The following is a 24,815-nucleotide window of genomic DNA, read 5'->3' on the forward strand; positions in this document are numbered from 1 at the left end:
CTGGTGCAGCGGCGCGCAACAAAATGCTGGCTTCCGTCCACGATGATCCGTCGATCCTGGTCTGTGCGGATCTTCAGGTCGAATATCTGATCCCTGGCCGTCGGCATGTCGTCCTCGACGGCGATGTGGCGACGGCGCGTTGCCTGGAACTGCTGACGCTGTGGCGCGGTAATCTGTGGCCGGTGATGCATCTGAAACGCATCGCGCAGGCGGCCTGGTTCAATCCGGCATCCAGGCTGACCGATTGGGCCGCGGCGACCAAGCCGCGGCCGGGAGAGATGACGTTCGAGCACCCGCTGCCGTCTGCCTACAGCTCGTCGCGCTTTGTTGACTACATGTCCAGTATCCGTACCACACGCTGCATCCTGATCGGATTCTCCCTGGACGAGACCATCCTGGCCACCGCAGTCGAAGGGTTTCACCGCAGCCATCGCTATCAGGTGGTCACTGACGCCGTGGCTTGCCGGCAGCCGGGGACGGACGATGCCGCCGCCTACAGACGTGCGGTAGTGAATGTCATCGGGAATTTTGCTACATTTCAGTCCAGCGCCGAACTGATCAAAGCCAGCGGCGCCGTTGCGGTGTAGGCGGCCGCGACCGGCGGATGGGGTGAGAGATTGTCACGGGGAGATGAGCTCAAGGAGCTGGCGAGCGATCTGTCGCGTGCCGCCGAGACGGCGCGCAGGCTTGGGTTGCAGACGACAGTTTATTTGCTCTCGATGGCGCTGGTGGAGGTGAGGGAGGCCATCGCCGCCACCGACGATGGGGACGACGACGGCGCGGCGTGAGGGGTCGCCCACCGGGGTCCTGGCGTGTGCGTCCTTGTGCAACGCTGCCGAGCGCTTGCTGCCGACACATTGGCGTTGCAAGTTCTGTGTTGTCGCAATAGCCAAGTATCTTAGCCAAGTATCTTGGTCATCGAGTGATGACGCCGGCTCTGCCTGCGCCGTGACGCTTTCAAGGATCCCCGCAAATGTCCATGCTGCCCAATTCGCAAGAGGCCCGGGATGTGGCCTATCAGCTCCATCCCTACACCAACGCGCGCACCCATCAGCAGGCCGGTCCCCTCGTGATCGAGCGTGGCGAGGGGCCTTACGTGTTCGACGCGACGGGCAAGCGTTATTTCGAGGCGATGGCGGGCCTCTGGAGCGTCGGGCTTGGCTTCAACGAGAAGCGGCTGGTCGAGGCGGCGCACAAGCAGATGCAGGCGCTGCCGTTCTACCACACGTTCTCCGCCAAATCGCACGGGCCCTCGATCGACCTCGCCGAGAAGCTGGTCGCGCTCGCGCCCGTTGCGATGAGCAAGGTGTTCTTCACCAATTCCGGCTCGGAAGCCAACGACACCGTGCTGAAGCTGATTGCCTATCGCTCCAACGCGCTCGGCCAGCCCCAGCGCAAGAAGGTGATCAGCCGCCTGCGCGCCTATCACGGCGTCACCATTGCGTCCGCGAGCCTCACCGGCCTGCCGAACAACCACCGTTCATTCGACCTGCCGCTGCCGAACATCCTGCACACGGGCTCGCCGCATTTCTACAAGGACGGCGCCCCCGGCGAGAGCGAGGAGGCCTTCGCGACGCGCCGCGCCGAGGAGCTCGATGCGCTGATCCAGAAGGAGGGGCCTGATACGATCGCCGCCTTCTTCGGTGAGCCGGTGATGGGGGCCGGCGGCGTCGTCGTGCCGCCGGCGACCTATTGGGACAAGATCCAGAAGGTCCTGAAGAAGTACGACATCCTGCTGGTCGCCGACGAGGTGATCTGCGGCTTCGGCCGCACCGGCAAGATGTTCGGCTGCGAGACCTATGGCATCAAGCCCGACGCGATGGTGGTCTCCAAGCAGATCACCTCGAGCTATTTTCCGCTGTCGGCGATTATCCTGAACGATCGCATGTTCGAGCCGATCGCGGACGAGAGCAACAAGATCGGCGTGCTCGGCCACGGCTTCACCGCGGGCGGCCATCCCGTCGGATCGGCGATTGCGCTCGAAAACCTCAAGATCATCGAGGAGCGCGGCCTGGTTGCGCATGCTGCCGAGCTCGGCGCTTACATGCAGGGCAAGCTGCGCGAGCTCGCCAGCCATCCGCTGGTCGGCGAGGTCCGCGGCGTCGGCATGATCGCAGCGCTCGAGCTCGTGCTCGACAAGGGACGCAAGACCGCAGCGGCGACGCCCGGCGCTGTCGGCGGCATCGCCAGCCGCATGCTCCAGGAGCGCGGCGTGATCTCGCGCAACATGCTGGATGCCATCGCCATCTGCCCCCCGCTGATCGTCAACAAGGCCCAGATCGACGATCTGGTCGCAGCGATCTCGGGCGTGCTGGAGGACATGAAGCCGGAAGTGGCCAAGCTGACGCCGGCGTAGGCGTCGCCGGCGCAACTCCATCGCCGTCACCCTGAGGTGCTCGCCTCTTCGGCGAGCCTCGAAGGGCGACGACCCGACTGCATCAGCAGGCGTTCATCCTTCGAGGCTTCGCGTACGGTGCTCTGCACCGTGCGCTTCGCACCTCAGGATGACGAGCTGACAGTTGGTCCGCGTGGCTGAATGTTACGCCCGCTGCACCCCGATCACGCGGCCTTTCTCGATTGCCAGGGCCAGCTCGCCGCGTTTCAGCTTCAGCGCGGCATCGCCGAACAGCTCGCGGCGCCAGCCGCGCAAGGCGGGCACGTCGGCCTCGTCGTCGGCGGCGATCTCCTCGAGATCGTCGACGGTCGCGATCACCTTGCTGGCGACCGCATGGCGCTCCGCGGTCATGCGCAGCAGCACCTTCAAGAGCTCGACGATGGCGGCGCCGTTGGAGTTGTTGCGCGGTTTCTCGAGCTTGGGCAGCTTCGAGAAATCCCGCGCCAGCCCGCGCTCGACCGCGGCGACGATGTCAGCGCCCCATTTGGATTTCTCGAACCCCTTCGGCACCGAGCGCAGATGCGCGAGCTTTTCCAGCGTGGTCGGCGCGTGGGTCGCGATGTCGGTGATCGCCTCGTCGCGCAGCACGCGGCCGCGCGGCACGTCGCGGCTCTGCGCCTCCTGCTCGCGCCAGGCCGCGACCTCCATCAGCACCGCGAGGTCCTTGGGCTTGCGCACCCGCGTCTTCAGCCGCTCCCAGGCGCGCTCGGGGTGGAAGTCGTAGGTCCTTGGCGAGGTCAGGACCTCCATTTCGATGGAGACCCATTCGCTGCGGCGGCGCTTCTTCAGGTCGGCGTCGAGCGCTGCGAACACGTCGCGCAGATGGGTGACGTCGGATACCGCGTAATGCATCTGCTCCTTGGTCAGCGGCCGGCGCGACCAGTCGGTGAAGCGGTGGGTCTTGTCCGGGCGGTGACCGGTGACCTTCTCGACCAGCGCGTCATAGGCGATGCTGTCGCCGTAGCCCAGCACCATCGCGGCAACCTGGGTATCGAACACCGGATGCGGGATGATGTTGGCCTGGTGCCAGACGATCTCGATGTCCTGGCGGGCGGCGTGAAACACCTTCAGCACGCCCTCGTTGGCCATCAGCTCGAAGAACGGCTTGAGGTCGATGCCCTCGGCCAGGGCGTCGACGACCACGGCTTCCTCGGCGCTGGCCATCTGCACCACGCACAGTAGCGGGTAATAGGTGGTCTCGCGCAGGAACTCGGTATCGACGGTAATGACGGGGTGCGTGGCCAGCCGGCTGCAGGCAGCCGCGAGGTCAGCGGTGGTGGTAATCAAATCCATGAACGGCCCATGACACTTAACATGAGCCGTTCTGCCGAAAGTGCTGTGATGTCAAGGGGGTTGGAGCGAATTCGAGGCTTGCATCGGGCCGAAATCGCCTCAACCGGCCGAAAATCCTATTCGTAGCGGACCCGCTGAGAGGATTTCCGGGCGCACGGCAATGCCACCACGAGCACGCACATGGCGACAAGAGCCAGTCCCAGGAACTCGATAACCAACAGATCCACGGCGAAATCCCCCCGAGAAACATTGATAGACTTGTCTGGCGCAAATTGAGGGTCTGTTAATTCTCGTGGTTACCGGCGACGCACCGGGCCGGATGGTGGACGGAGGGTTAACGGGCAGGGGCCGTGTAAACAAATTCGGCACCCCCGCATGGCGGGAGCGCCGATGTTCGCTTGACGTTGAAGGAGGCCTTACGGCAGCTTCAGCGACGTCTCCGCATTGTACGGCTTGAGCGTTTCATCCGCGGCCTTCTGGGCGGCGGCGAGGGCTTCCTTCGGCTGCTTCTTGCCGTTGAGGACCAGCATCACCTCGTCCTCGAGGTTCTTGCGCACCGGCACGGTCTTGTAGGTCGCAAACCACGGCTTTGCGACGTCGAGCTGCTCGACGGCCGTCCTGGCGTCCGGGTTCTTGTTCAGGAACTCGACCATGTCGGGCGTCTTGTAGGCCGCCATGTTCGGCGCGAAATAGCCGGTGGCGCGGCTCCACCAGGCGCTCTTCTCGGGCGAGGTCATCCACTTGATCAGGGTCCAGGCGGCCTTCTGCTTGTCGGCTTCGAGCCCGGCCGGAATGATCAGCGAGGCGCCGCCGATCGGCACGGCGTTGCGGACGTTACGCGGGATGAACGCGACCTTGTAGGCGAACTTGGCGTTGTCGCGCACGTAGGTCAGCGAGCCCGTCGACAGCATCATCATCGCGGCGTTGCCGGAGATGAAGGAGGTGCTGACGGCAGGGCCGGGCGTGGCGCCGGGCGCGTGGACCTTGTGCTTGTGGATGAGATCGTTCCACCAGGTGAGCGCACCGAGCATCGAGGGCGTGTCGTAATAGACCTCGCCGCCGAACTCCTCGTTGTAGTAGCGCCCGCCATTGCTCATGGTGAGCGTTTCCATCATCCAGCCGCAATAGTCGTAGGCGCAGGGGATCGCGATGCCCCATTGGGTCACCTTGTCGCCGTCGCGCTTGGTCAGCTTCTTGGCCCAGTCGGTGAGCTCGGCCCAGGTCTGCGGCGGCTTGTTCGGATCAAGGCCGGCGTCCTTGGCCTTGTCGGCGTTGATGTAGAGCAGCGGTGTCGAATTGTGGAACGGTACGCCGTAGACCGAGCGGTTGATCACGGCGTTGCCCTGCAGCGCCGGGAAGAACTGGCCCAGGAATTTCTCCTTGGTGGTGCCGTCGGCGGCGATCAGGCTGTCGAGATTGGTGAGCTCGTTCTCGATCTGCATGTCGAGCAGGAAGTTGGCCGACATGATCACGGCGGCCGGCGGCTTGCCGGCCTTGATCGCGGCGCGCGTCTTGATCAGCGTATCGTCATAGGAGCCGGTGTAGACGGCGGTCGCCTTGATATCGGGGTGACCGTCGTTGAACTCCTTGATCAAGGTGCCCATGTCGCGGGCGAGCTTGCCGTCCACGGGGACGGGGAAGAACAAATCGATCTCGGTCGGACCTTCGCCGGCCATGGCCGGCAGGGCGAGGGATGTGGCCAAACCGCCTGCGACGGCGAGGCCGAGCATGAGCCTGCGGGTAAACAGCATCGAAAAATCTCCTATTTGATGCCTGAGGTGACGAAAGAGCTGATGAAACGCTTCTGAAAGATCAGGAAGGTGATGAGCAGCGGGGCGATCACCATCAGCGTGCCGGCGGCGATGGTGCCCCAGGCCTGCGTGCCTTCGGCGGTCGCAGTGAACACCGAGAGGCCGACCGTGAGCGGGCGCTTGTCCGGCGAGTTGATCACCATCAGCGGCCACAGGAAATCGTTCCAGTGGCTGGTGACGGAGATGATGGCGAACGCCGAGAAACTCGGCAGCGACAGCGGCACGTAGATGTGGCGGATGCGCTGGAATAGCCCGGCGCCGTCGATCAGGGCGGCGTCCTCGAGCTCCGTCGGGATCGCCTCGAAGGCCTGGCGCATCAGGAAGGTGCCGAAGGCGGAGGCGAAGAACGGCATCATCACGCCGGCCAGCGTGTCGTAGAGGCCGAACTGCGCGATGATGCGCAGGTTCGGCACGATCAGGAGCACCGGCACCAGCATCAGCTGCATCAGGAACAGGTAGAAGATCGGCGTCTTGCCGGCGAAGTCGAGACGCGCGAACGCAAAGCCAGCGAGCGTGATGGTGACGAACTGCACGAGCAGGATGCCGGTGCAGATGATGGTGGTGTTGAGGAAGTAGCGCGGGAAGTCGGCGATCTCCCAGGCGTCCCTGACATTGTCGAGCGTGGGCTTCAGGCTCGGCATCAGCTCGGCCATCAGGTTGATGCCGTCGGAGGCCGGGCGCAGCGTGGCGACGCCCATCCACAGGAACGGGATCAGCCAGACCAGCGCGAGCAGCGCCGTCAGCGCGAAGCCGAGCTTCGGCGTGATCTCGCGGCGGGTGGCGAGCGGGGCGTCCTTGAACAGCCGGTCGAACAGCGTCATGGTCAGTTTCATGGCCCGCCCTCGCGATTGGCAATGGTGCGGAACGACAGCGCGGTGAGGCCCATCAGCGCGGCGAGCGTCAGCAGCGTCGCCGCCGAGGCCTTGCCGATGTCGTAATGCTCGACCGCCTGCTCGTAGATGTAGAACAGCACGAGGCTGGTCGAATTCGACGGCCCGCCCTTGGTCATGACGAAGACGTGGTCGACTTGCGTCACCGCGTTCAGCGTGGCGATCACGATGACGAACAGGAAGGTGGGCTTGAGCTCCGGCAGGATGATATGGCGGAAGCGCTGCCAGGGACCAGCGCCGTCGAGATGGGCCGCTTCCATCACGTCGTCGGGCACGGATTGCAGGCCGGCGAGGAAGAACAGCATGTAGTAGCCGGCGTTCTTCCAGACCGTGATCACCATGATCGCCCATAGCGCGATGTCGGGGTCGCCGAGCCAGTTCGGCAGCACCGGCAGCAGGCGGCCGATGTAGTAATCGAGCAGACCGACATTGGGCAGGAAGATGAACAGGAACAGCGCTGATGCCGCGACCATCGGGATCAGCACCGGCAGGAACAGCGCGGCGCGCAGCGCGCTGTTCACGGCATGGGTGCGCGACAGCGCCAGCGCGAACAACAGCGCAAGGGCGATGCTCGGCACCGCCGTGCCGACGGCGTAGATCAGGTTGTTGACGACGGCGCCGGTGAAGGCCGGGTCGGCCAGCACCGCGGTGATGTTGTCGAGGCCGACGAAACGCACCGGCGCCTTCGGTGTGGCGCGCTGATAGAGCGCATCGACGAGCACGCGGCCCATCGCGCCATAGGTGAACAGCGCGAGGAAGACCAGCGAAGGCAGCAGCAGCAGATAGGCCGGCAGCGAGGCTTTGAAGCGGGCGGCGAGGCGCGTCAGGAGGTCCAGGCGCGGCGCCGCCGAGGTCGTCGCGACCGGGAGCGTCGCGGGTTCGGCGAGGCTCATCTCACCGCGCCGGGAAATTGAGCGCATAGTCGCGGCCGTCCGTTCCTGCGGGCGGGGCGAACGGGAAGCGCAGACTTTCATCGAGGAAGTCGTGGCTGTGCACGACGAGGTTCTCGTCGTCGATCAGCACCACGCCATAGGCCGGCGGCTCGTGGCTTGCGAGGTGCGGCGCGCTGGCGTCGAGCTCGAACCAGACCTGGTGGTTGGTGCCGCGCAGCGTCGAGAACGGGATCTTGCCGTAGCTGCCGAAGATCGGCCGGTGCACATGTCCGAAGAAGAGGTGGCGGATGCGCGAACGGTAGGGCGCGATCACCTCAGCGAACTCCGCGCTCTGCTTCAGCCCGATCTCGTCCATCGCGTGCACGCCGACCGGGAAGGGCGGATGATGCATGAAGACGACGAAGGGCTGGTCGGCGGGCGCGGCCGCGAGCGTGCTTGCCAGCCAGTCGAAGCGCCTGGCGCACATCTCGCCGGCATGGCTGGTCTCGTCCAGCGTGTCCAGGAAGACGAACAGGCCGTGCTCGGTGGTCCGCGTGCCCTGCACGAAGCCGTTTGAATCCCGCGGCGCGGCCTTCAGCGCGTCGAGGCAGGTGACGCGGCGGTCGTGATTGCCGACCATGGCGATGTAGGGAATCTTCAGCGCGGCCATGGCCTCGGCGAAGTTGACGTAGGATTCGGCCTCGCCCCAATGGGTGAGGTCGCCGGTCACCACTGCAAACGCGGCGTCGGACTGGTGCTTGTTGATGTCGGCAATCGCCGCATCCAGCCGGGCGCGCGGATCGAGGCCGTACAGTGTCAGCCCGGGATTGGCGAGATGCGTGTCGGTGATGTGGATGAACTTGAAGGGCATGGCGCGCTTGTCAGGACGTGTTGGAGGATGGGCGCCTCCGGCAAGACGGGCCCTGACAGGCGGTTAGAGCGGGTGTGTTTCAGTTTGATGACAACGGTTCCCGCGGGCGGGATCTGTCCACAAGGCCCGCGGGACAGGGATGGACCGCGGAAGGCGCAACCCATGACGTGCGTCAATTAGAGGTCGTGGCGCGCGGTCGAACTCGCCTCACGTCCCGCAGAACGTCTGCAGCACCATCTGATCCGGCAGCGGCGGATCGGCGTAGGCGGCGTAGTCCGGCTGATCCTGATACGGCTTTTCCAGCACCTTCACCAATTCCTCGAACGGCGCGAAGTCGTCGTCATTCACCGCTGCCTGGATCACGGCTTCGACGCGATGGTTGCGCGGGATGAACAGCGGGTTCACCGCGTGCATCGCGGCCTGCCGCTCGGCTGCGGTCTCCGGCTCCAGCGCAAGACGCGCGCGCCAGCGGCCGGCCCATTCGTCGAAGGCCGCGGGCTCCATGAACTGCGCGCGCACGTCCGCGCCTTCATCGCCCGCGGCGTCACCGAGCTTGCGGAAGGTGAGGGTGAAGTCGGCCTGGTTCTTCGCCATGGCATCCAGCAGGTCCTGGATCAACGCCTCGTCGCCGTCGCGCTCGGTGAAAAGGCCGACCTTCCTGCGCAGGCCGGCCTGATAGGCGGCGCTGAACTGATCCGAGAACGCGCCGAGAATGTCCTGGGCCTCAGTGACTGCCTTCTCCTGATCGTCCGAGAACAGCGGCAGCAGGCATTCGGCGAGGCGCGTCAGATTCCACAAGCCGATGCGCGGTTGGTTGGCGTAGGCGTAGCGGCCCATCTCGTCGATCGAGGAGAACACCTGCGCGGGATTGTAGGCGTCCATGAAGGCGCACGGGCCGTAATCGATGGTCTCGCCCGAGATCGATGAGTTGTCGGTGTTCATCACGCCGTGGATGAAGCCGACCAGCAGCCAGCGCGCGATGAGCTCGGCCTGGCGGGCGACGACCGCCGCGAGCAGGTCGTGATAGGGCCGCTCCGCATGAAGCAGATGCGGATAGTGACGGGCGATGACGTGATCGGCGAGCCGGCGGATCGCATCGGTATCGCGGCGCACGGCGAAGAACTGGAAGGTGCCGACGCGGATATGGCTCGAGGCGACGCGAGTCAGCACCGCACCGGGCAGCGCGGTCTCGCGGATGACGTGCTCGCCGGTGACGACGGCGGCGAGCGAGCGGGTGGTCGGGATGCCGAGCGCATACATCGCTTCGCTGACGATGTATTCGCGCAGCACCGGCCCGAGCGCGGCGCGGCCATCGCCGCGGCGGGAGAACGGGGTCGGGCCGCTTCCCTTGAGCTGGATGTCGCGGCGGACACCGTCCCTGTCGATGACCTCGCCGAGCAGGATGGCGCGGCCGTCACCGAGTTGGGGCACGAACTGTCCGAACTGGTGGCCGGCATAGGCCATGGCGATCGGATCGGCCCCGGCGGGAACCGTTTTCCCAGCCAGGATCTCGGCCCCTTCCGGGGTCTCCAAAAGATCAGGATCGAGCCCGAGCTGAACCGCCAGCGGCCGGTTCAGCTTGATCAGCCGGGGGGCGGCGACAGGGGTCGGCGCGACGCGGGCGAAAAAGCTGTCCGGCAGCGCCGAATAGGAGTTCTGGAAGGGGAAATGGACCGTCATGGCCCCAAGATAGGGCTGGAACGCCTGATGGCAAAGGCTCGGAGCCCAAATGAGCCAAAATGGGCGCCTCCTGCCCAAATCGGGCCGTTCCCTTGGTTGCCGCCTCCGGCCTCGTCGGGTAAACCCTGCCGCAACTTCGGACCGGTCGTTTCAGGCCGTCCGATTCGCTTCCTTTCGACATTGATTTTGGGACGACCATGCATCGCTACCGGTCACATACATGCGGCGCGCTCCGCGAGAGCAACATCGGCGAGACCATCCGCCTCTCGGGCTGGGTCCATCGCGTTCGCGACCATGGCGGCGTGCTGTTCATCGACCTGCGCGACCATTACGGCCTGACCCAGTGCGTGGTCGACCCGGACTCGCCGGCGTTCTCGCTGGCCGAGAAGCTTCGCTCGGAATTCGTGGTCAAGATGGACGGCAAGGTCCGCCGCCGCCCCGAAGGCACCGACAATGACGACCTGCCGACCGGCAAGGTCGAGGTCTATGTCAGCGAGATCGAGGTGCTTGGCCCGGCCGGCGACCTGCCGCTGCCGGTGTTCGGCGACCAGGAATACCCCGAAGACATCCGCCTCAAGTACCGCTTCCTCGACCTGCGCCGCGAGAAGCTGCACCAGAACATCATGACGCGCGTCGAGATCATCAAGTCGATGCGTCGGCGCATGGAGGGGCAGGGCTTCTTCGAGTTCAACACGCCGATCCTGACCGCGTCCTCGCCGGAAGGCGCGCGCGACTTCCTGGTGCCCTCGCGCATCCACCCCGGCAAGTTCTACGCGCTGCCGCAGGCGCCGCAGCAGTACAAGCAGCTCTTGATGATGTCGGGCTTCGACCGCTACTTCCAGATCGCGCCCTGCTTCCGCGACGAGGACCCGCGCGCCGACCGTCTGCCGGGCGAGTTCTACCAGCTCGACGTCGAGATGAGCTTTGTCACTCAGGAAGACGTGTTCGCGGCGATGGAGCCGGTGATCACGGGCGTTTTTGAAGAGTTCGCCAAGGGCAAGCCGGTGAGCAAGAACTGGCGCCGCATTCCGTTCGCCGAGGCGCTGCGCAAATACGGCAGCGACAAGCCGGACCTGCGCAACCCCATCGAGATGCAGGACGTCTCCGAGCACTTCCGCGGCTCTGGCTTCAAGGTGTTCGCACGCATGCTCGAGGACCCCAAGAACCAGGTGTGGGCGATCCCGGCGCCGGGCGGCGGCAGTCGCGCGTTCTGTGACCGCATGAATTCGTGGGCGCAGGGCGAAGGCCAGCCCGGCCTCGGCTACATCATGTGGCGCGAGGGCGGCGAGGGCGCAGGTCCCCTTGCGAACAACATCGGGCCCGAGCGCACCGCTGCGATCCGCGCGCAGATCGGCACCAAGGAAGGCGATGCCGCCTTCTTCGTCGCCGGCGATCCCGACAAGTTCTGGAAGTTCTCTGGCCTTGCCCGCAACAAGGTCGGCGAGGAATTGAACCTCACCGACAAGGAGCGGTTCGAGCTCGCCTGGATCGTCGATTTCCCGATGTACGAGTACAACGAGGACGACAAGAAGGTCGACTTCTCGCACAACCCGTTCTCGATGCCGCAGGGTGGTCTCGACGCGCTGAAGTCGCAGGACCCGCTGACCATCAAGGCGTTCCAGTACGACATCACCTGCAACGGCTACGAGATCGCCTCGGGCGGCATCCGCAACCACGTGCCGGAAGCCATGGTGAAGGCGTTCGAGATCGCAGGTTACGGCGAGCAGGAAGTGGTCGACCGCTTCGGCGGCATGTACCGCGCCTTCCAGTACGGTGCGCCGCCGCATGGCGGCATGGCCGCGGGCGTCGACCGCATCGTGATGCTGCTCTGCGGCACCACCAATTTGCGCGAGATCTCGCTGTTCCCGATGAACCAGCAGGCCATGGACCTGTTGATGGGCGCCCCGTCGGAAGCAACGACGAAGCAGCTCCGCGAGCTGCATGTCCGGGTGAACCTGCCGCAGAAGTGAGGGGCTCAACGGGACTTCGGTCTCGTGCCCCGGACGCAGCGCAGCACGCGAGTGATGCGCTGCAGAGCCGGGGCCCAGCTTTTCAGCTTTCGGCGAACCGCAAACGTTCTGGGTCCCGGCTCTGCGTCGCACCGCTTCGCGCTGCGCCGCGTCCGGGACACGAGATCAAACTACAGCCCCGTCGAGGCCTCGATCCTGAACTGCGCCAGCGCGCTCTCCGGGTCGCTTTGTGAAAGCTGCATCAATTGCATCAGCGGCACCTTGCCGAGCGGCGTCAGCTTGATGGTCAGTGTCTGGCCTGACGTGGCGACGAAGCCGGCGAGCGCATCCACCGCCACCTTGGCGCCGGCATTGGATGCCGCGATCTTCTCGCCCTGCGCCCGGATCATCTCGACGATGGCGCTGCGCGCGGTGTCGCGGCTGACATTCTGCATGCGCGCGAACTGAGCCACGACGAGATCGACCACGCCGCTGTCGCGCAAGGAGAGCTCGATCGGGCCGGTCTCGATCTGCCCGGCCTGGCTCATCGCCTGCACCGGATCGGTCGTGAACAGGCCGCGCGGCACGTTGGCGAGCGCGAGGCGGGCCTGCGCCCTGGCGAGGTTGCCGAGATCGATGGTGGCCGGCGCGAGCGCGAATGCACCCGACGATTCCGTCCAGGCCGCGCCGAGATCGAGGTCGATCGCGAGCTTGTCCACGCCTGCCACGATCAGCGGCTGCAGCGCCGGATTGGCGGGATCGGTCGGCGTGACCATCTTCACGACCAGACTGGCCTTGCTCGGGATCGATCCCACCAGCTGGCCCCAGTTCAGGCTGATCGTGTCGACGGTGATGGGCTGTCGCGCGTTCCTATGGGGCGCAATCACGCCCTTGACCTCGGCGCCTGCGAGCACGCGGAAAAGGCCCAGCATCTGATCGGGCGAGGGCGGTTGCCCGGGCGTTCGAAGGCTCGCCGCCCAGCGCATCAGGTTTGCCGCGCTGAAGGACTTCAGCGCGAAGCGCTCCATCTTGAACTGTCCCTGCTGCGGTGACGGCGTGTCGACGCCTTCGACCGCGAGCTCGCCTTCGCGATATCTGACGGCATTGATCCTGGCCGTCCCTTGCGGCGTGCCAACCGACATCTTGCCGATTTCGGCCTTGCCGATGCGAAGACCCTCGTAGAATCCGGCGAGCTTCTCCAGCAGCTCGCGCGCTTGCGCCGGCGTCGGTGGGGTCGATTGATCCTGCGGCAGCGCGGCAAGCATCTCGGCCAGCCGGAATTTCGACGGCTGCACGGCGATGTCTTGCATGGTGAAGCCATCGACATCGACGCGCATTCCCTGTGCCGATTTGAGCGCATAGGGACCGGTCGAGACCTGCCGATAGACGCGGCGGAAGCTGTCGTCGCTGGTCGTCTGCGGGTCGAGCGCGGCGAGGATCGCGGTCGCGTCGAAATCGTTGATGATGATGCTGGAGAGCTCGCCCGTCAGCTTGTCCGGCTTGCCCGGCTGCTTCACGTCGATCGAGATGGCGGCGCGGTCCGCCTTCATCGCGTCGATCTTGCCGTGCTTCAGATTCTGGATCGCGAGCCCGGCATAGGTGATCTCGCCGCCGCCGGCGGCCGCGCCGGAATCGAAGGTTATCGTCAGGGTCGGGGCCGCGAGCGACGATGCGGTGACGCTCGCATATTGATTGAGTGCGTAGCGGTACATGTCGATCACGGAGCCGTCAGTCGGCGCATTCCCGGCGTGAACGGGACCGGCATAGTCGCGCATCGTCAGCTGCGGGATCTGGTACGCGACCTTCAGCCTGGTCGGGCCGAGCTGGTCCAGCGCGACCTCGAGCCCGGTGATGTCGATGCTGTCAGCCGAAAACCTAGTCTCGTCGATCTGGCGAACGCCCGTACCCTTGATGCCCGCGATCCTGATTTGCGCCTGCGGCTCCTTTCCGGGCGCAATCACGACGTCCTCGATCGTCAGCGTCCGGGTCGCGAGCGCGAACCCGATCTTGCCGTGGCTCGCCTTGCCGCCGCCTGCACGCATCTGCTCGAAGACCGCCTCGACCTCGCTGGTCGCCCGGTGCTGGACGTAGAGATCGAAGCCGAACCATCCGCCCGCGCCGAGCGCGGCTGCCATGATCAGGCCGATCAGGATTCGCGTCATGCCCTTGCCCCAGTTGCTCGTTCTGAACCGTGCAACCTGCCATATTCGCGAAACGTGGCGCGGTCCAGGGAAAGCTATGGTTTTCAAATATTTGACCGCGCGCCCTGTTGATGGGGCAGCAATCGGATGTTGCCACCGGGGCACCCGGCGTGCTTCATCCCGTTTTCATGACCCGGAAATACCGTTCCGCTTGGGCGGCAGCTCCGGAGCATGCATTTTGATGCCGGTAACGCGAGGCAAGACTGCGCATGTCGTCCTATTCTGATGATCTCCACCAGGCGGCGCTGGCCTATCATCGTCTGCCGCGCCCCGGAAAGCTCGAGATCCAGGCAAGCAAGCCGCTTGCCAATCAGCGCGACCTCGCGCTGGCCTATTCTCCGGGCGTTGCCGCGGCCTGCACCGAGATCGCCAAGAACCCGGCCGAGGCGGCCACGCTCACCACCCGCGCCAATCTGGTCGCGGTGGTCTCCAACGGCACCGCGGTGCTCGGCCTCGGCAATATCGGCCCGCTGGCCTCCAAGCCGGTGATGGAAGGCAAGGCGGTTCTGTTCAAGAAGTTCGCCGGCATCGACGTGTTCGACATCGAGATCGCCGCCGATACCATCGACCGCGTGGTCGAGACGGTTGCGGCGCTCGAGCCGACCTTCGGCGGCATCAATCTGGAGGACATCCGCGGACCGGAATGTTTCGAGATCGAGACGCGCTTGAAGGAGCGCATGAAGATCCCGGTCTTCCATGACGACCAGCACGGCACCGCCATCATCGTCGCCGCCGCCATCACCAACGGCCTCAGGCTGAACGGCAAGAAGCTGTCCGACGTCAAGATCGTGGCCTCGGGGGCAGGGGCCGCTGCGCTCGCAACGCTGAACCTGCTCGTCTCGATGGGCGCGCAGCGCAAGAACATCTGGGTCTGCGACATCGACGGGCTCGTGCACGAGGGGCGCAACACCTCGATGGACCGCTGGAAGGCGGTCTATGCGCAGAAGACCGACAAGCGCACGCTCGCCGACGTCATCGGCGGCGCCGACATCTTCATCGGCCTCTCGGCACCCGGCGTGCTCAAGCCCGAGATGGCCAAGGCCATGGGCGACCAGCCGCTGATCATGGCGCTCGCCAATCCCGTGCCGGAGATCATGCCGGAAGAGGCGCGCAAGGCGCGCCCCGACGCCATGATCTGCACCGGCCGCTCCGACTTCCCGAACCAGGTCAACAACGTCCTGTGCTTTCCCTTCATCTTCCGCGGCGCGCTCGACGTCGGCGCCACCGCGATCAACGAGGAGATGAAGCACGCCGCCGTCGAGGCCATCGCGCAGCTCGCGCGCGAGGCGCCGTCGGACGCCGTCGCGCAGGGCTTCGACACCGGCGAGACGCAAGGCTTCGGTCCGGGCTCGCTGATCCCGAGCCCCTTTGATCCCAGGTTGATCCTGCGCATCGCGCCGGCCGTGGCGAAAGCGGCGATGGAATCAGGCGTCGCAACGCGACCCATCACCAATTTCGACGAATACACCGCGCTGCTCGAGCGCTTCGCCTTCCGCTCCGGCCTCGTCATGAAGCCGATGTTCGCCAAGGCCAAGACCCAGCCGGTGCGCGTGATCTATGCCGAAGGCGAGGACGAGCGCGTGCTGCGCGCCACGCAGGTGGTGCTGGAGGAGAACCTGGCGCGGCCGATCCTGGTCGGCCGTCCTTCGGTCGTGGAGGCGCGCATCAAGCGGTTCGGCCTCTCGATCCGCGCCGGCAAGGACTTCGACCTGGTCAATCCCGAGGACGATCCGCGCTACCGCTCCTATGTGCAATCCTATGTCGAGGTCGCCGGCCGCCGCGGCGTCACGCCGGATGCGGCCCGCACGGTGGTGCGCACCAACAACACGGTGATCGCCGCGCTCGCAGTGACGCGCGGAGAGGCGGATGCCATGCTTTGCGGCGTCGAGGGCCGCTACATGAGCCATCTGCGTCATGTCCGCGAGATCGTCGGCTTCTCGCCTGGGATCAGCGACTACGCGGCGCTTGCGCTGCTGATCACCAGCAAGGGTGCTTTCTTCATCGCCGACACGCAGGTTCGGCCCAACCCGAGCGCGGAGGAGCTTGCCGAGATCGCCTCGCTCGCCGCGGTCCACGTGCAGCGCTTCAACATCAAGCCGAAGATCGCCTTCGTCTCGCATTCGGATTTCGGCAGCTACGACACCGACTCCTCGCGCAAGATGCGGCTGGCGACCCAGCTGTTGAAGGACAAGCATCCGGAGATCGAGGCCGACGGCGAAATGCAGGGCGACACCGCACTCTCCGCCGCTGCGCGAAAAATGGTGCTGCCGCACTCCAAGCTGGAGGGCGAGGCCAACATCCTGATCATGCCGACGCTGGACACCGCCAACGTCGCCTATCAGATGATCAAGTCGCTGGCGGACGCGCTGCCCGTCGGGCCGATCCTGGTCGGCCCGGCGCGCCCCGCGCATATCCTGACGCCGTCGGTGACGGCGCGCGGCATCCTGAACATGACGGCTGTTGCAGTCGTGGAAGCGCAGGAGCGCGCCTCGCGGCAGCAGCCGACGTTGTTCACGTAGCTGCTTCCCGTTTTCCAGGCATTTTGGGACAGCGCGCTCCGCGAACTCGTCATGCCCGGGCTTGTCCCGGGCATCTACGATCTTCGCGCCGTGGAGCAGGTCGTGGATGGCCGGGACAAGCCAGGACAAGCCCGGCCATGACGCCGATAGAGCGGTAGCCGAACTTTGCGCGGTCGGTTCGATTCCGCTAGGGAGCGCCACGTCACCGCTGCGCCGCCAACTTTGAATTCCTCGCGGTTCTCCATTTCCACGTTTGTAAACCGGCGCACGACTCTTCATAATCCGCCGACGCGTCCCACGCTTTGAGCTTGCCAAGAGGCCGATCATGCCTGCGTTCGTGACTTTCGGGCGAATCCTGTTCGCCGTGCTGTTCATCTACACGGGCGCGACCAAGCTCTTTGCCATCCAGGCGACCGCCGACTTCATCGCTACCAGGGTCGTGGTGCCCGACGTCATCGCGCCTTACGCCAGGCAGGTCGAGACGGCGACGGCCATGACCACGCCGCAGCTCTTGGCGATCGCGGTCGGCGGGCTCGAGGTCATCGCAGGGCTGATGATCGCGCTGAATTTCGGCGCGCGTTTCTTCGCGATGCTGCTGATCGTCTACGTTGCCGTCGCGACCGTCCTGTTCTACGACTTCTGGAACATGGCGGCTCCTGAGAACGCCAAGATGCTGGTCGACGCGCTCAAGAACCTGTCGATCATCGGTGCGCTCTGCATGATCATCGGCTACGGCCGCACCACGCGTCCGGCCGAAGCGGCCTACGGCGACGTGTAGCGGTCAATCCGCTCTCGGCGGCGCAATCTCGCGCATCCAGCGGGAAATCGTCGCGCTGCTCGTTGCATCGGTGCCGCGCTGCAGGCCGAGCAATGCGGCCTCGCGCGCGGCGCGGGGCGTGATGCCATAGGCTGCCTTGAACGAGCGCGTGAAATGCGCGTCGGTGCCGAGCTGCCAGCGCCGCGCGACCTCGCTGATCCGCGGACCACGCGCGCCCGAATTGGCGAGATCGAAAAAGGCGCGATGCAGCCGCCGGCTGCGGATGTAGTCGGCGATGCCGCCGACGGGTGCGAACAGCCGGTACAGTGAGGCCCGGGACAGGCCGAAATGGGCCGCGATCGAATTGGCCGACAGATCCCCGCTGGCAAGGCCGGCCTCGATATATTGGCGGATCCGCATCAAGGGCGGGCTCGCGGCGACGGCATGGTCGGCATCAGCGTCGCCACGCTCGAGCTCGTTGCGCAGGCAGGCGGCCAGCAGCGAAACCGTGCCCTCGGCCACCGATTGGCATTCGTCGAGCGTCATGCGCGGTGCAAATTCGAACAGCGCGGTGAGATGTCCTGCCAGGAGCCTTGCGATCACGCTGCTGCCCGACAGGACCAGCCCGTGCAAATCGTCGACCCGCAACAGATGGGTGCCGAACATCGGGCGCGGCACGACCAGCGTGACATTCTCGAAAGCCGTCGCCTTGGTCTCCAGGGTCTGGGCGAGGTCGAACAGGCAGATGTCGCCCGCGCGCACCCGCATGGGCCGGGTGCCCGCGACGCCGTCATAGCCACCCCTCAGATAGAGCTGGAGGATGATGTGGTCGACGCCGCTGCGCGCGATCGTTTCAGGTGTGCGGCGGAAACGCTGGCCGCCGGCGCGGCTCAGCCCGATCAGCACCGGCCCCATGGCGTAAGAGCTGATGTCGGCGCGAAACGGGCCCGGTTCGCCGGCGGCGAGCTCGTCGACGTCGAACAGCGTGGCGACAGCCTCCCGCCAGGCGGCGACGTTCGCATTGGCCTCCATCTGATCGGCGGTGAAGCCGAATGCCGGTAGCATGGACGAGATCAGTACTGCATCGTCAGTCAGTCCGGAGGCGTTTGTCGGAGCTGTCGTCGTACCGTCGTCGGTCATGGTGATCGTGGTCGCGTCTTGATCGTCGTTAAGGAGCGTGAAGGGCGGAGCCGGGCCAATCATACCTGGCTGTAGGCTGATATCCGGCGAAGGGAAATGGTTCGTTCGTGTACGAATCCTCCCGCCCGCGGGCCGCAGCCTCGATCCCAAACCGTCCATTCTTGCGCTTTTGTCTCAGTCTGTTGATGCGGTGTTTCGGAATGGCCGGCTCGTATTGACGCAGCGCGACAGACGTTGGCTATAGCGCCACGACCGCCGTCGGGGCCGATTATCGGGTTTCGGCAAATATGCTAGCCGGCTTTGCGCTGGCCGGCGGCGGGACCAATTTTGGCTTGCTGAACTGCAGGATACCCAATGGTATCTTGTTGCCGGTACTTTGCATGGGGTTGTTTTTCCAATTTTGAATCGGAGCCCCCCGGTGCGAGCGAGATCGGCAATGCCGACAGGCTAACCCGGCCGCCATGGGGTCACGGTCACCTCGTGCGCCGCGTCGAGCAGGTACGGCGTGCCCGGTTTCATCCCGTGCGAAGCCAGCACCTCGTGCGACGTCCGCTGGGGCACGCCGACAAAACAGCCTTCACCGCCGGGCAGCCGTACATGCGGAGCCTCCGACAGCCAGAACGTGTCGTAGCGCTCCATGAACAGGTCGAACACCGCGGGACCGCCGATGACGGCAATCATGCCGGAGGCGACGTCCGCGAAGGCGCAGGCCGCCTCGAAGCTCGCGTGCTCCGGATTCCACAGCGTCGCATTCGGCATCTCCGGATCGACGGTGAGGTCCTTGATCTTGCGGGTCAGGATCAGCCGCTTGCGCTTCGGCGAATTCGGCTGCTGCTCGTGCGAGTGCCGGCCATGCACGATCAGCGCGGCGCGGTCGAGCGCCTGCTCGAAGAACAGCTTGTCGCCTTCGAACTTCAGGTTGTCGGGCATGACGCGGTCGGCGTCGGCAAGCATACCGTCCGCCGAGACGATGACGTAGCCTTCGATACGGAAAGACAATTGCCGTCTATTCGGAAACGGTCGTCACCACGGAATTGACCGGGCGCTGGCTCACCGTCGGCAGCTTGATGTCCTTGAGCAGCTCCTGGTCGTATTCCGGCAGCGTCGATGCCGGGAACTTGGCGCGCATCGCCACCACCTTGTAGCCGCCGGCCTTCAGCCGCTTTAGCAGCTCAGGCAAGGCCTCCGCAGTGTGCTTCTGGAAGTCGTGCATCAGGATGATGCCCTTGCCCTTGGTCTCGAGCTTCTTCATCACAGTCTCGATCACCTTCTCGGGCTTGGAGGCCTTGAAGTCGAACGAGTCGATATCGCAGGAGAAGATCGCGACATTGCGGTTGCCGAGATAGGTGACCATCTCCGGCGGATGCTGGAGCGCCGGGAAGCGGAAGAACGGCGAGGGCGAGATGCCGCCGAGCGCCCATCTCACGGCGCTGAAGCCCTTCTCGATCTCGTCCTTGCGCTGCGCCTCGCTAAGCTTCTTGTTGTTGAGGTTGGCGTGCGACCAGGTGTGGGCGCCGACGGTATGGCCGGCGGCGTAGACCTGCTTCAGGATCTCCGGCTCATAGGTCGCGTGCTTGCCGATGGAGAAGAAGATGCCGGTGGTGCATTCGTCGGCGAGCGCCTTCAGCACCGCGGGCGTGTTGCGCGGCCAGGGGCCGTCGTCGAAGGTCAGCACCACCTCGTGGTCGCGCAGGAAGTCGAGCTCCTTGAAATGCTCGAAGCCGAAGCCGGGACCGCCCGTGGTGTCGATCTCGACGGTGCGGGCGACACCGAGCGCGCCAGGCGTGTTGCAAGCCGCGCGCGCCGGCTGCGGCGGCTGCTTGGGCGGAGGCGGATTTACGAACCCCGCCGGCGCGGCGCCCGGAGCGGGAGCGGCGGCCGGAGCCGTCGCGGGCGCCGACGCGACTGGCGTCGCCGCCGGTGCGGCTTGCGCCGCGGCTGCCGGCTTCGCGGCCGGTGCCTGCGACCATGCAGCGCTGGTCATCGCCACCGACATTGCCCCTGCCAAAATCAGTCCTGCCGCCACACGCATGGTGTTGTCCTCGAGATTGATCCCGTTGTTCCCCCGCGGCTTTTCGCCTGCGGCAAAAACCGTCCTGCGCCGAACGATCCTAGCCTAGATGGTGCGGCATCGCCATTGCAACGGCTGTTTGACGCCGCTCCCCGATTGTGCCCAGCCGGATGGCGCGCGCCTTGCGTCAAGTGTCGGCCAGCGCCCTGGCAATGGCCGTTTTGATCCGTGTGTCGGCCGGTTCGACCGCAGAAGGAAAGACGTCGGCGACATAGCCGTCGCGGCCGATCAGGTATTTGTGGAAGTTCCAGCGCGGAACTTCCTTCGGTCGCGCCTCGGCGGCCCATTTGTAGAACGGATGCGCCTTTGCGCCGACCACCACGGCCTTGGCCGTCACCGGGAAGGTAACACCATATTGGTGGTGCGCGGTTTCCGTGATCTCGCTGACGCCGCCGGGTTCCTGGCCCCCGAAATTGTTGGAGGGCACGCCGATCACTGTGAGCCCGCGCTCGCGAAACTCGTTCCAGAGCTCTTGCAGGCCTGCATATTGCGGCGTGTAGCCACAGAGTGAGGCGGTGTTCACCACCAGCAGCGGCTTGCCGGTGAACGCGGCGAGGCGGATGTCGTCACCTGACAAGGCAGCGAAGGAGAAGGCGTAGGCCGAGATCCGGCTCATGCCACCATCGGCGACAGCACCGGTTACCGGCGCGAGCGCGCCGGCGAGCGTCGCAACGAGCATGGTCCTGCGGTCCATCACGTCGCCCCGAAATGATCCGGGTCGTATCTTACTCCGCCGGCGCGACCGGGCTGCTCAACACCGCGTTATCGGGAGCAACGAGGCCTAATACAGGCGGACGATGAAGTCGGTGCCTTCGCCGGTCTCGCCCTGGTTGATGCCCTGGTCGGAGACGATGATCGAGCCGCCCGACGTCAGCATCTCGTTGACCTTCGCCATGGTGTCGGCGGGGATCGAGATGCGGTCGAGGGCTTCGGCCGGGCTGTCCGGCGTGGCCACGGGCTTGGCAGCGACCGGGATCACGTCGGCGCCGCGCTGGCGGCGCGCGAGGCGGCTGGCCTCCTCGCGTGCCGCGGAACGGGCGGAGACGGGCAGCGACACCACCGACCAGCGCAGCGTATTGGCATCGGCCTTGTCGACTTCGGCCGTGAAGACATGCGTGCCGAGCGGCCGGTCGCTCGCGGCGATCGTGATGGGCACCTCGAACAGCGGCGCAAAATTCTGCCGCACATAGAGCTTGGAATCCTTGCGACTGATGAAGACGGCAATCTGGCCGGCCCGCCTGGGCGCTTCCGGCTTTGCGGCTGGCGCCGGGTCGGCAACGCGGGTCTCGTCCTTCCTTGCGTCGGGCGAGGCAGTGATGGCGGGCGCACCGGGCCCCTTCGCGGCGTCCACCGCGTCCGTCTTGACCGGCTCGGCCTCGACAGCCCCCTTGCCGGCGGTCTCGTCGTCGTTGCCTGGCTTGGCCGTATCGGATACGGCGGCAGTCCTGGCCTTGTCGGCCGGTGCAGCGGCTTCCTCGCGCGCGGGCGCACTGCCCGTGGTCACATCCGAGATTGCCGCGTGGCCGATGGACGAGCGCAACTCGATCACGCTGTCGGCGCTGGCAGTCTTCGTCTCCACCGGCTTGGTTTCGGCGGCGCCCTTGTCGGCCTTGTCAGTGACATTGGCGTCGGTGACATTGGTCTGCGGCTCGAGGCTCGCCGTGGGCGGCGGCACGCGCACGGAGGCGAGCAGGGGGTGCGAGAAGCTGCGCGGCGTCATCTCGCCGGGCGCGACGATGACACGCGCGCCCATCCTGGTCCAGTTCCACATCTTCACGGCAAACGCCATCGGCATGCGGATGCAGCCGTGCGAGGCCGGATAGCCCGGCAACACGCCGGCATGCATGGCAACGCCGGACCAGGTGATCCGCTGCATGTACGGCATCGGCGCGCCGCTATAGATGTTGGAGTGGTGGAATTTATGCTTCTGGATGACGCTGAACACACCCATCGGCGTCGAATGGCCCTTCATGCCGGTCGACACCGGGGATTCCGCGAACACGCCGGTGCTGTCGTAGACCGTCACCTTCTGCCGGTCGATCGACACGACGATGACCAGCGGCCCTTGCGGCTTGGTGCCGGCTTCCTTCCCGGCGACGCTTGGTTTCTTGCTTGCGGCGCCTCGCTTCTGCGGCTTCTGGCGCGGTATCTCGGGATGCCGGTCCTGTCGCGCGTAATAATAGGATCCATCGGAATAATCCGTCCAATAATAGAACGCTGCGTCTGCCTGGCTGGTCGTGCCGATCGCACCCGCCGCCGCCAAAATGGCGACCTGCCAAAGCCGCGCTGGCTTGGCGAAAGAACCCGACGCGTTCACGCTGTTCATTCTCGAATCCAAAATCCAAATCAGACGTTAGTCTCACGAAGGGGATACGCGTTCACCAGCAGGGTGGTTCTGCCATCAGTTGCTTTTGTTCAGGACGTAGCAAAAAAGCCTCACGGAGCGGTAAACGGCGGCCGCGCCTCTGCCGTCGTCTTCCTGTCGGGCCGTCGCGTTCCTACATTGCGGGGACTTGTTACCGGAGAACTTCATGTCATCTCGTTTCCCCGGTCTTTCCGGCATCCGCTTGAAAGGCCTCGTCTTATTTCTCCTGGCTTTGACCGCGCCAATGGTGCCAGCGTGGGCCGCCGATGAGCCCGATCTGATCTTCCGCCGCTCGACCGTGTTCAAATGGATGAGCCCGAACGACAAGCTCGCGACCTATGGTCTCGACGATCCGGAAGTCGAGGGCGTCGCCTGTCATTTCACGGTGCCGGAGAAGGGGGGCTTCAAGGGTTGGCTGGGGCTTGCCGAGGAGGTCTCCGACATCTCGCTCGCTTGCCGCCAGGTCGCTCCGATCAGGTTCAAGCACAAGATGGAGCAGGGCGACGACATGTTCCGCCAGCGACGCTCGCTGTTCTTCAAGAAGATGCAGATCGTGCGCGGCTGCGACGCCAAGCGCAACGTGCTGGTCTACATGGTCTATTCGGACAAGTTGATCGAGGGCTCGCCCAAGAACTCGACCTCGACCGTGCCGATCATGCCGTGGGGATCGGCGGACGCAAACGTCCAGAAGTGCGGCGAGTTCTTCACTCAGTGACGCGCTTGCGTTCACCCAGTGACGCGCTTGCGTTCACCCAGTGACGATCGCGCGGCTTTGCGAGATGCGAACCGGTCAGCCGCACGAATGTCTGCGGCGCAGCCTCGAAGCCGCGGTTCGATTGCAGCGCCATTTCGCCGGCGCTGCCGCGAACGGGTGGTTGATCTCTGCGGTCCGTCCGTGCATCCGCATCGCGCGGCGTTGCGCGATTTCCCGCCATCATGGTGGCCATCCCTCACGTGAAAGCGCCCGATGACCCGGGCGTCTCGGTCTCGATGGCTTGGGTCGCTGCCGAGCCACCCCCGGTTCGATCGAGCCCAACCCTCGTTTGCCGACCTCTTCAGCAGAAAAACGTAAAATGCGTGTGAAGCGTGCGAGGCGGGAGCATGACGGTGGCCGTGCTGAAGCATGATCCGGAAAAGTGCGCAGCGGTTTTCCGAAAAGATCATGCGTAAACAACAGCCTAAAGCGCGAAGCGCGCTTTAGGCATGTGTCCGCGCTGGTGCCGGAGCCTGGCAGGCCACCTTTGACCTGAAGCGAGACCTGTCTGAAATGATTGGCATTTTCCGAGAATTGTTTCGTCCCGCCGAACGGGACGAAACAATTCTCACCAAGACGAAACCATTTTCAGCTTTTCGCGCATCACGCACGAAACCGGCCATGGTTATCAGCGCCACAACGACGACGGCGCACCGCCGGCTGCCGAATTGGGACACGAGATCATGCGCGCACTCAGCCTTATTCTAGCTTTTGGTTTCGTGCTCGCCGGCTCCTCGTTCGCGGGTTCACCCGACGGCAATCTCCCCGGTGTCGGCACCTTCCAGTACAGCGGCACGCCCGTCACGATCACGCCGGCACAGCCGATCATGGTCGCCGCGCGCTTCTGACGGCATAAAAGAGAACAGCCGGCAAAGGCCATCATGTTGCTTCGTCTCTGCGCCGCAGCTTTCGTGTCCTTCCTGACGATCAGTTCCGTTCAGGCGCAAGTTCGCGCACCCTCCAGGCTGCCCGATCCTCGCAGCGAATTCGTGCGCCAGTGCGCGCCCCGTATGCTCGGGCGCTGGGAGCATCCGGAAGAGGTTTGCGGCTGTCTGCACGATCATGCCGCCGCGGCCGTCGAGGATCGCGATCTGCGCGAAGCGCTGCTGCGCGGCATCAGCGAGACCGGCGTGCCCACCATCGAGACCGACTGGGTGCCGGTCTCCAAGCAGGGCGAGATCGGCCCGACCTTCACCAAGATCGCCAAACCGACCTTGCAATGCATGTTCGATCCGGCGAAGTAGCTT

The 24,815-nt window shown here is 65.1% G+C and carries 22 protein-coding genes; 9 read left to right on the forward strand and 13 right to left on the reverse strand.

The genetic code is table 11. The annotated features are described in order from the left end of the window. The first annotated feature begins 23 nt into the window (after positions 1-23). The 3 genes from XH87_RS17780 to XH87_RS17790 all read left to right on the forward strand — a co-directional run bounded on the left by XH87_RS17780 (position 24) and on the right by XH87_RS17790 (position 2,356). Positions 24-587, forward strand: coding sequence for an isochorismatase family protein (locus XH87_RS17780; RefSeq protein WP_271588267.1), 564 nt, complete (start codon positions 24-26; stop codon positions 585-587). A 30-nt stretch (positions 588-617) separates the two neighbouring features. Then, positions 618-788, forward strand: a complete 171-nt coding sequence (locus XH87_RS17785) for a hypothetical protein (RefSeq protein WP_193374181.1) — start codon at positions 618-620, stop codon at positions 786-788. A gap of 185 nt (positions 789-973) precedes the next feature. Further along, a complete protein-coding gene (locus XH87_RS17790) occupies positions 974-2,356 on the forward strand; it encodes an aspartate aminotransferase family protein (RefSeq protein ID WP_271588268.1) in 1,383 nt (460 codons plus the stop codon). Positions 2,357-2,539: 183 nt separating this feature from the next. Here XH87_RS17790 and rnd read toward each other — a convergent pair whose 3' ends face one another. From rnd to XH87_RS17820, 6 genes are all read right to left on the reverse strand, one after another. Beyond that, positions 2,540-3,688, reverse strand: a complete 1,149-nt coding sequence (rnd, locus tag XH87_RS17795; protein WP_035702061.1) for a ribonuclease D — start codon at positions 3,686-3,688, stop codon at positions 2,540-2,542. A 416-nt stretch (positions 3,689-4,104) separates the two neighbouring features. Next, positions 4,105-5,439, reverse strand: coding sequence for an ABC transporter substrate-binding protein (locus tag XH87_RS17800; protein WP_271588269.1), 1,335 nt, complete (start codon positions 5,437-5,439; stop codon positions 4,105-4,107). Between the two features lie 11 nt (positions 5,440-5,450). Continuing rightward, on the reverse strand, positions 5,451-6,320 hold the full coding sequence (locus XH87_RS17805) for a carbohydrate ABC transporter permease (protein ID WP_271588346.1): 870 nt from the start codon (positions 6,318-6,320) through the stop codon (positions 5,451-5,453). An 8-nt stretch (positions 6,321-6,328) separates the two neighbouring features. After that, positions 6,329-7,282 (reverse strand): carbohydrate ABC transporter permease, encoded by a 954-nt coding sequence (locus tag XH87_RS17810; protein ID WP_271588270.1) that lies wholly within the window; start codon positions 7,280-7,282, stop codon positions 6,329-6,331. Between the two features lies 1 nt (position 7,283). Continuing rightward, positions 7,284-8,132, reverse strand: a complete 849-nt coding sequence (locus XH87_RS17815) for a phosphodiesterase (RefSeq protein WP_271588271.1) — start codon at positions 8,130-8,132, stop codon at positions 7,284-7,286. Between the two features lie 207 nt (positions 8,133-8,339). Continuing rightward, positions 8,340-9,812: a protein adenylyltransferase SelO gene (locus XH87_RS17820; protein WP_271588272.1), complete on the reverse strand. Its 1,473-nt coding sequence runs from the start codon at positions 9,810-9,812 to the stop codon at positions 8,340-8,342. A gap of 197 nt (positions 9,813-10,009) precedes the next feature. On the opposite strand from XH87_RS17820, the gene aspS reads away from it, so the two are divergent. Continuing rightward, complete coding sequence (gene aspS, locus XH87_RS17825; protein ID WP_271588273.1) at positions 10,010-11,782, forward strand: aspartate--tRNA ligase; 1,773 nt, start codon at positions 10,010-10,012, stop codon at positions 11,780-11,782. Positions 11,783-11,952: 170 nt separating this feature from the next. Here the strand turns inward: aspS and XH87_RS17830 are convergent, their stop codons facing one another. Continuing rightward, positions 11,953-13,923: a hypothetical protein gene (locus tag XH87_RS17830; protein WP_271588274.1), complete on the reverse strand. Its 1,971-nt coding sequence runs from the start codon at positions 13,921-13,923 to the stop codon at positions 11,953-11,955. 248 nt (positions 13,924-14,171) lie between these two features. Between XH87_RS17830 and XH87_RS17835 the strand changes: the two genes are divergently transcribed. Continuing rightward, complete coding sequence (locus XH87_RS17835; protein ID WP_035702087.1) at positions 14,172-16,481, forward strand: NADP-dependent malic enzyme; 2,310 nt, start codon at positions 14,172-14,174, stop codon at positions 16,479-16,481. Between the two features lie 325 nt (positions 16,482-16,806). Further along, positions 16,807-17,259, forward strand: a complete 453-nt coding sequence (locus XH87_RS17840; RefSeq protein ID WP_271588275.1) for a DoxX family protein — start codon at positions 16,807-16,809, stop codon at positions 17,257-17,259. Positions 17,260-17,262: 3 nt separating this feature from the next. Here the strand turns inward: XH87_RS17840 and XH87_RS17845 are convergent, their stop codons facing one another. The 5 genes from XH87_RS17845 to XH87_RS17865 all read right to left on the reverse strand — a co-directional run bounded on the left by XH87_RS17845 (position 17,263) and on the right by XH87_RS17865 (position 22,775). Beyond that, entirely contained in the window at positions 17,263-18,378 is a 1,116-nt protein-coding gene (locus XH87_RS17845; RefSeq protein WP_271588276.1) for a helix-turn-helix domain-containing protein, read from the reverse strand. Between the two features lie 447 nt (positions 18,379-18,825). Beyond that, a complete protein-coding gene (locus tag XH87_RS17850; protein ID WP_271588277.1) occupies positions 18,826-19,377 on the reverse strand; it encodes a dihydrofolate reductase in 552 nt (183 codons plus the stop codon). A 7-nt stretch (positions 19,378-19,384) separates the two neighbouring features. Further along, positions 19,385-20,410 (reverse strand): polysaccharide deacetylase family protein, encoded by a 1,026-nt coding sequence (locus tag XH87_RS17855; protein WP_271588278.1) that lies wholly within the window; start codon positions 20,408-20,410, stop codon positions 19,385-19,387. A 166-nt stretch (positions 20,411-20,576) separates the two neighbouring features. Beyond that, positions 20,577-21,146 (reverse strand): glutathione peroxidase, encoded by a 570-nt coding sequence (locus tag XH87_RS17860; protein WP_271588279.1) that lies wholly within the window; start codon positions 21,144-21,146, stop codon positions 20,577-20,579. Between the two features lie 84 nt (positions 21,147-21,230). Further along, positions 21,231-22,775: a L,D-transpeptidase gene (locus XH87_RS17865; RefSeq protein ID WP_271588280.1), complete on the reverse strand. Its 1,545-nt coding sequence runs from the start codon at positions 22,773-22,775 to the stop codon at positions 21,231-21,233. 205 nt (positions 22,776-22,980) lie between these two features. On the opposite strand from XH87_RS17865, the gene XH87_RS17870 reads away from it, so the two are divergent. Beyond that, entirely contained in the window at positions 22,981-23,529 is a 549-nt protein-coding gene (locus tag XH87_RS17870; protein WP_035702106.1) for a CreA family protein, read from the forward strand. On the opposite strand, the gene XH87_RS17875 is transcribed toward XH87_RS17870, so the two are convergent. Beyond that, a complete protein-coding gene (locus tag XH87_RS17875; protein WP_271588281.1) occupies positions 23,519-23,752 on the reverse strand; it encodes a hypothetical protein in 234 nt (77 codons plus the stop codon). The genes XH87_RS17870 and XH87_RS17875 overlap by 11 nt on opposite strands. A 499-nt stretch (positions 23,753-24,251) precedes the next feature. Here XH87_RS17875 and XH87_RS17880 point away from each other — a divergent pair, with 499 nt between their 5' ends. Then, a complete protein-coding gene (locus tag XH87_RS17880; protein ID WP_193374099.1) occupies positions 24,252-24,416 on the forward strand; it encodes a hypothetical protein in 165 nt (54 codons plus the stop codon). Positions 24,417-24,449: 33 nt separating this feature from the next. After that, positions 24,450-24,812: a hypothetical protein gene (locus XH87_RS17885; RefSeq protein ID WP_035702109.1), complete on the forward strand. Its 363-nt coding sequence runs from the start codon at positions 24,450-24,452 to the stop codon at positions 24,810-24,812. Positions 24,813-24,815 lie beyond the last annotated feature (3 nt).

The sequence above is a fragment of the Bradyrhizobium sp. CCBAU 53415 genome (assembly GCF_028128735.1).
Classification (GTDB): Bacteria; Pseudomonadota; Alphaproteobacteria; order Rhizobiales; family Xanthobacteraceae; genus Bradyrhizobium.

Bases quoted from the DNA above. Each gene is read 5' to 3' on its own strand.
- XH87_RS17830 (WP_271588274.1), bottom strand. From the start codon at position 13,923: ATGACGCGAATCCTGATCGGCCTGATCATGGCAGCCGCGCTCGGCGCG.
- XH87_RS17885 (WP_035702109.1), top strand. From the start codon at position 24,450: ATGTTGCTTCGTCTCTGCGCCGCAGCTTTCGTGTCCTTCCTGACGATC.
- XH87_RS17800 (WP_271588269.1), bottom strand. From the start codon at position 5,439: ATGCTGTTTACCCGCAGGCTCATGCTCGGCCTCGCCGTCGCAGGCGGT.
- XH87_RS17870 (WP_035702106.1), top strand. From the start codon at position 22,981: ATGTCATCTCGTTTCCCCGGTCTTTCCGGCATCCGCTTGAAAGGCCTC.
- XH87_RS17845 (WP_271588276.1), bottom strand. From the start codon at position 18,378: ATGACCGACGACGGTACGACGACAGCTCCGACAAACGCCTCCGGACTG.
- XH87_RS17805 (WP_271588346.1), bottom strand. From the start codon at position 6,320: ATGACGCTGTTCGACCGGCTGTTCAAGGACGCCCCGCTCGCCACCCGC.
- XH87_RS17865 (WP_271588280.1), bottom strand. From the start codon at position 22,775: ATGAACAGCGTGAACGCGTCGGGTTCTTTCGCCAAGCCAGCGCGGCTT.
- XH87_RS17780 (WP_271588267.1), top strand. From the start codon at position 24: ATGCTGGCTTCCGTCCACGATGATCCGTCGATCCTGGTCTGTGCGGAT.
- XH87_RS17835 (WP_035702087.1), top strand. From the start codon at position 14,172: ATGTCGTCCTATTCTGATGATCTCCACCAGGCGGCGCTGGCCTATCAT.
- rnd (WP_035702061.1), bottom strand. From the start codon at position 3,688: ATGGATTTGATTACCACCACCGCTGACCTCGCGGCTGCCTGCAGCCGG.
- XH87_RS17875 (WP_271588281.1), bottom strand. From the start codon at position 23,752: ATGATGGCGGGAAATCGCGCAACGCCGCGCGATGCGGATGCACGGACG.
- XH87_RS17810 (WP_271588270.1), bottom strand. From the start codon at position 7,282: ATGAGCCTCGCCGAACCCGCGACGCTCCCGGTCGCGACGACCTCGGCG.
- aspS (WP_271588273.1), top strand. From the start codon at position 10,010: ATGCATCGCTACCGGTCACATACATGCGGCGCGCTCCGCGAGAGCAAC.
- XH87_RS17855 (WP_271588278.1), bottom strand. From the start codon at position 20,410: ATGCGTGTGGCGGCAGGACTGATTTTGGCAGGGGCAATGTCGGTGGCG.
- XH87_RS17840 (WP_271588275.1), top strand. From the start codon at position 16,807: ATGCCTGCGTTCGTGACTTTCGGGCGAATCCTGTTCGCCGTGCTGTTC.
- XH87_RS17880 (WP_193374099.1), top strand. From the start codon at position 24,252: ATGCGCGCACTCAGCCTTATTCTAGCTTTTGGTTTCGTGCTCGCCGGC.
- XH87_RS17790 (WP_271588268.1), top strand. From the start codon at position 974: ATGTCCATGCTGCCCAATTCGCAAGAGGCCCGGGATGTGGCCTATCAG.
- XH87_RS17820 (WP_271588272.1), bottom strand. From the start codon at position 9,812: ATGACGGTCCATTTCCCCTTCCAGAACTCCTATTCGGCGCTGCCGGAC.
- XH87_RS17815 (WP_271588271.1), bottom strand. From the start codon at position 8,132: ATGCCCTTCAAGTTCATCCACATCACCGACACGCATCTCGCCAATCCC.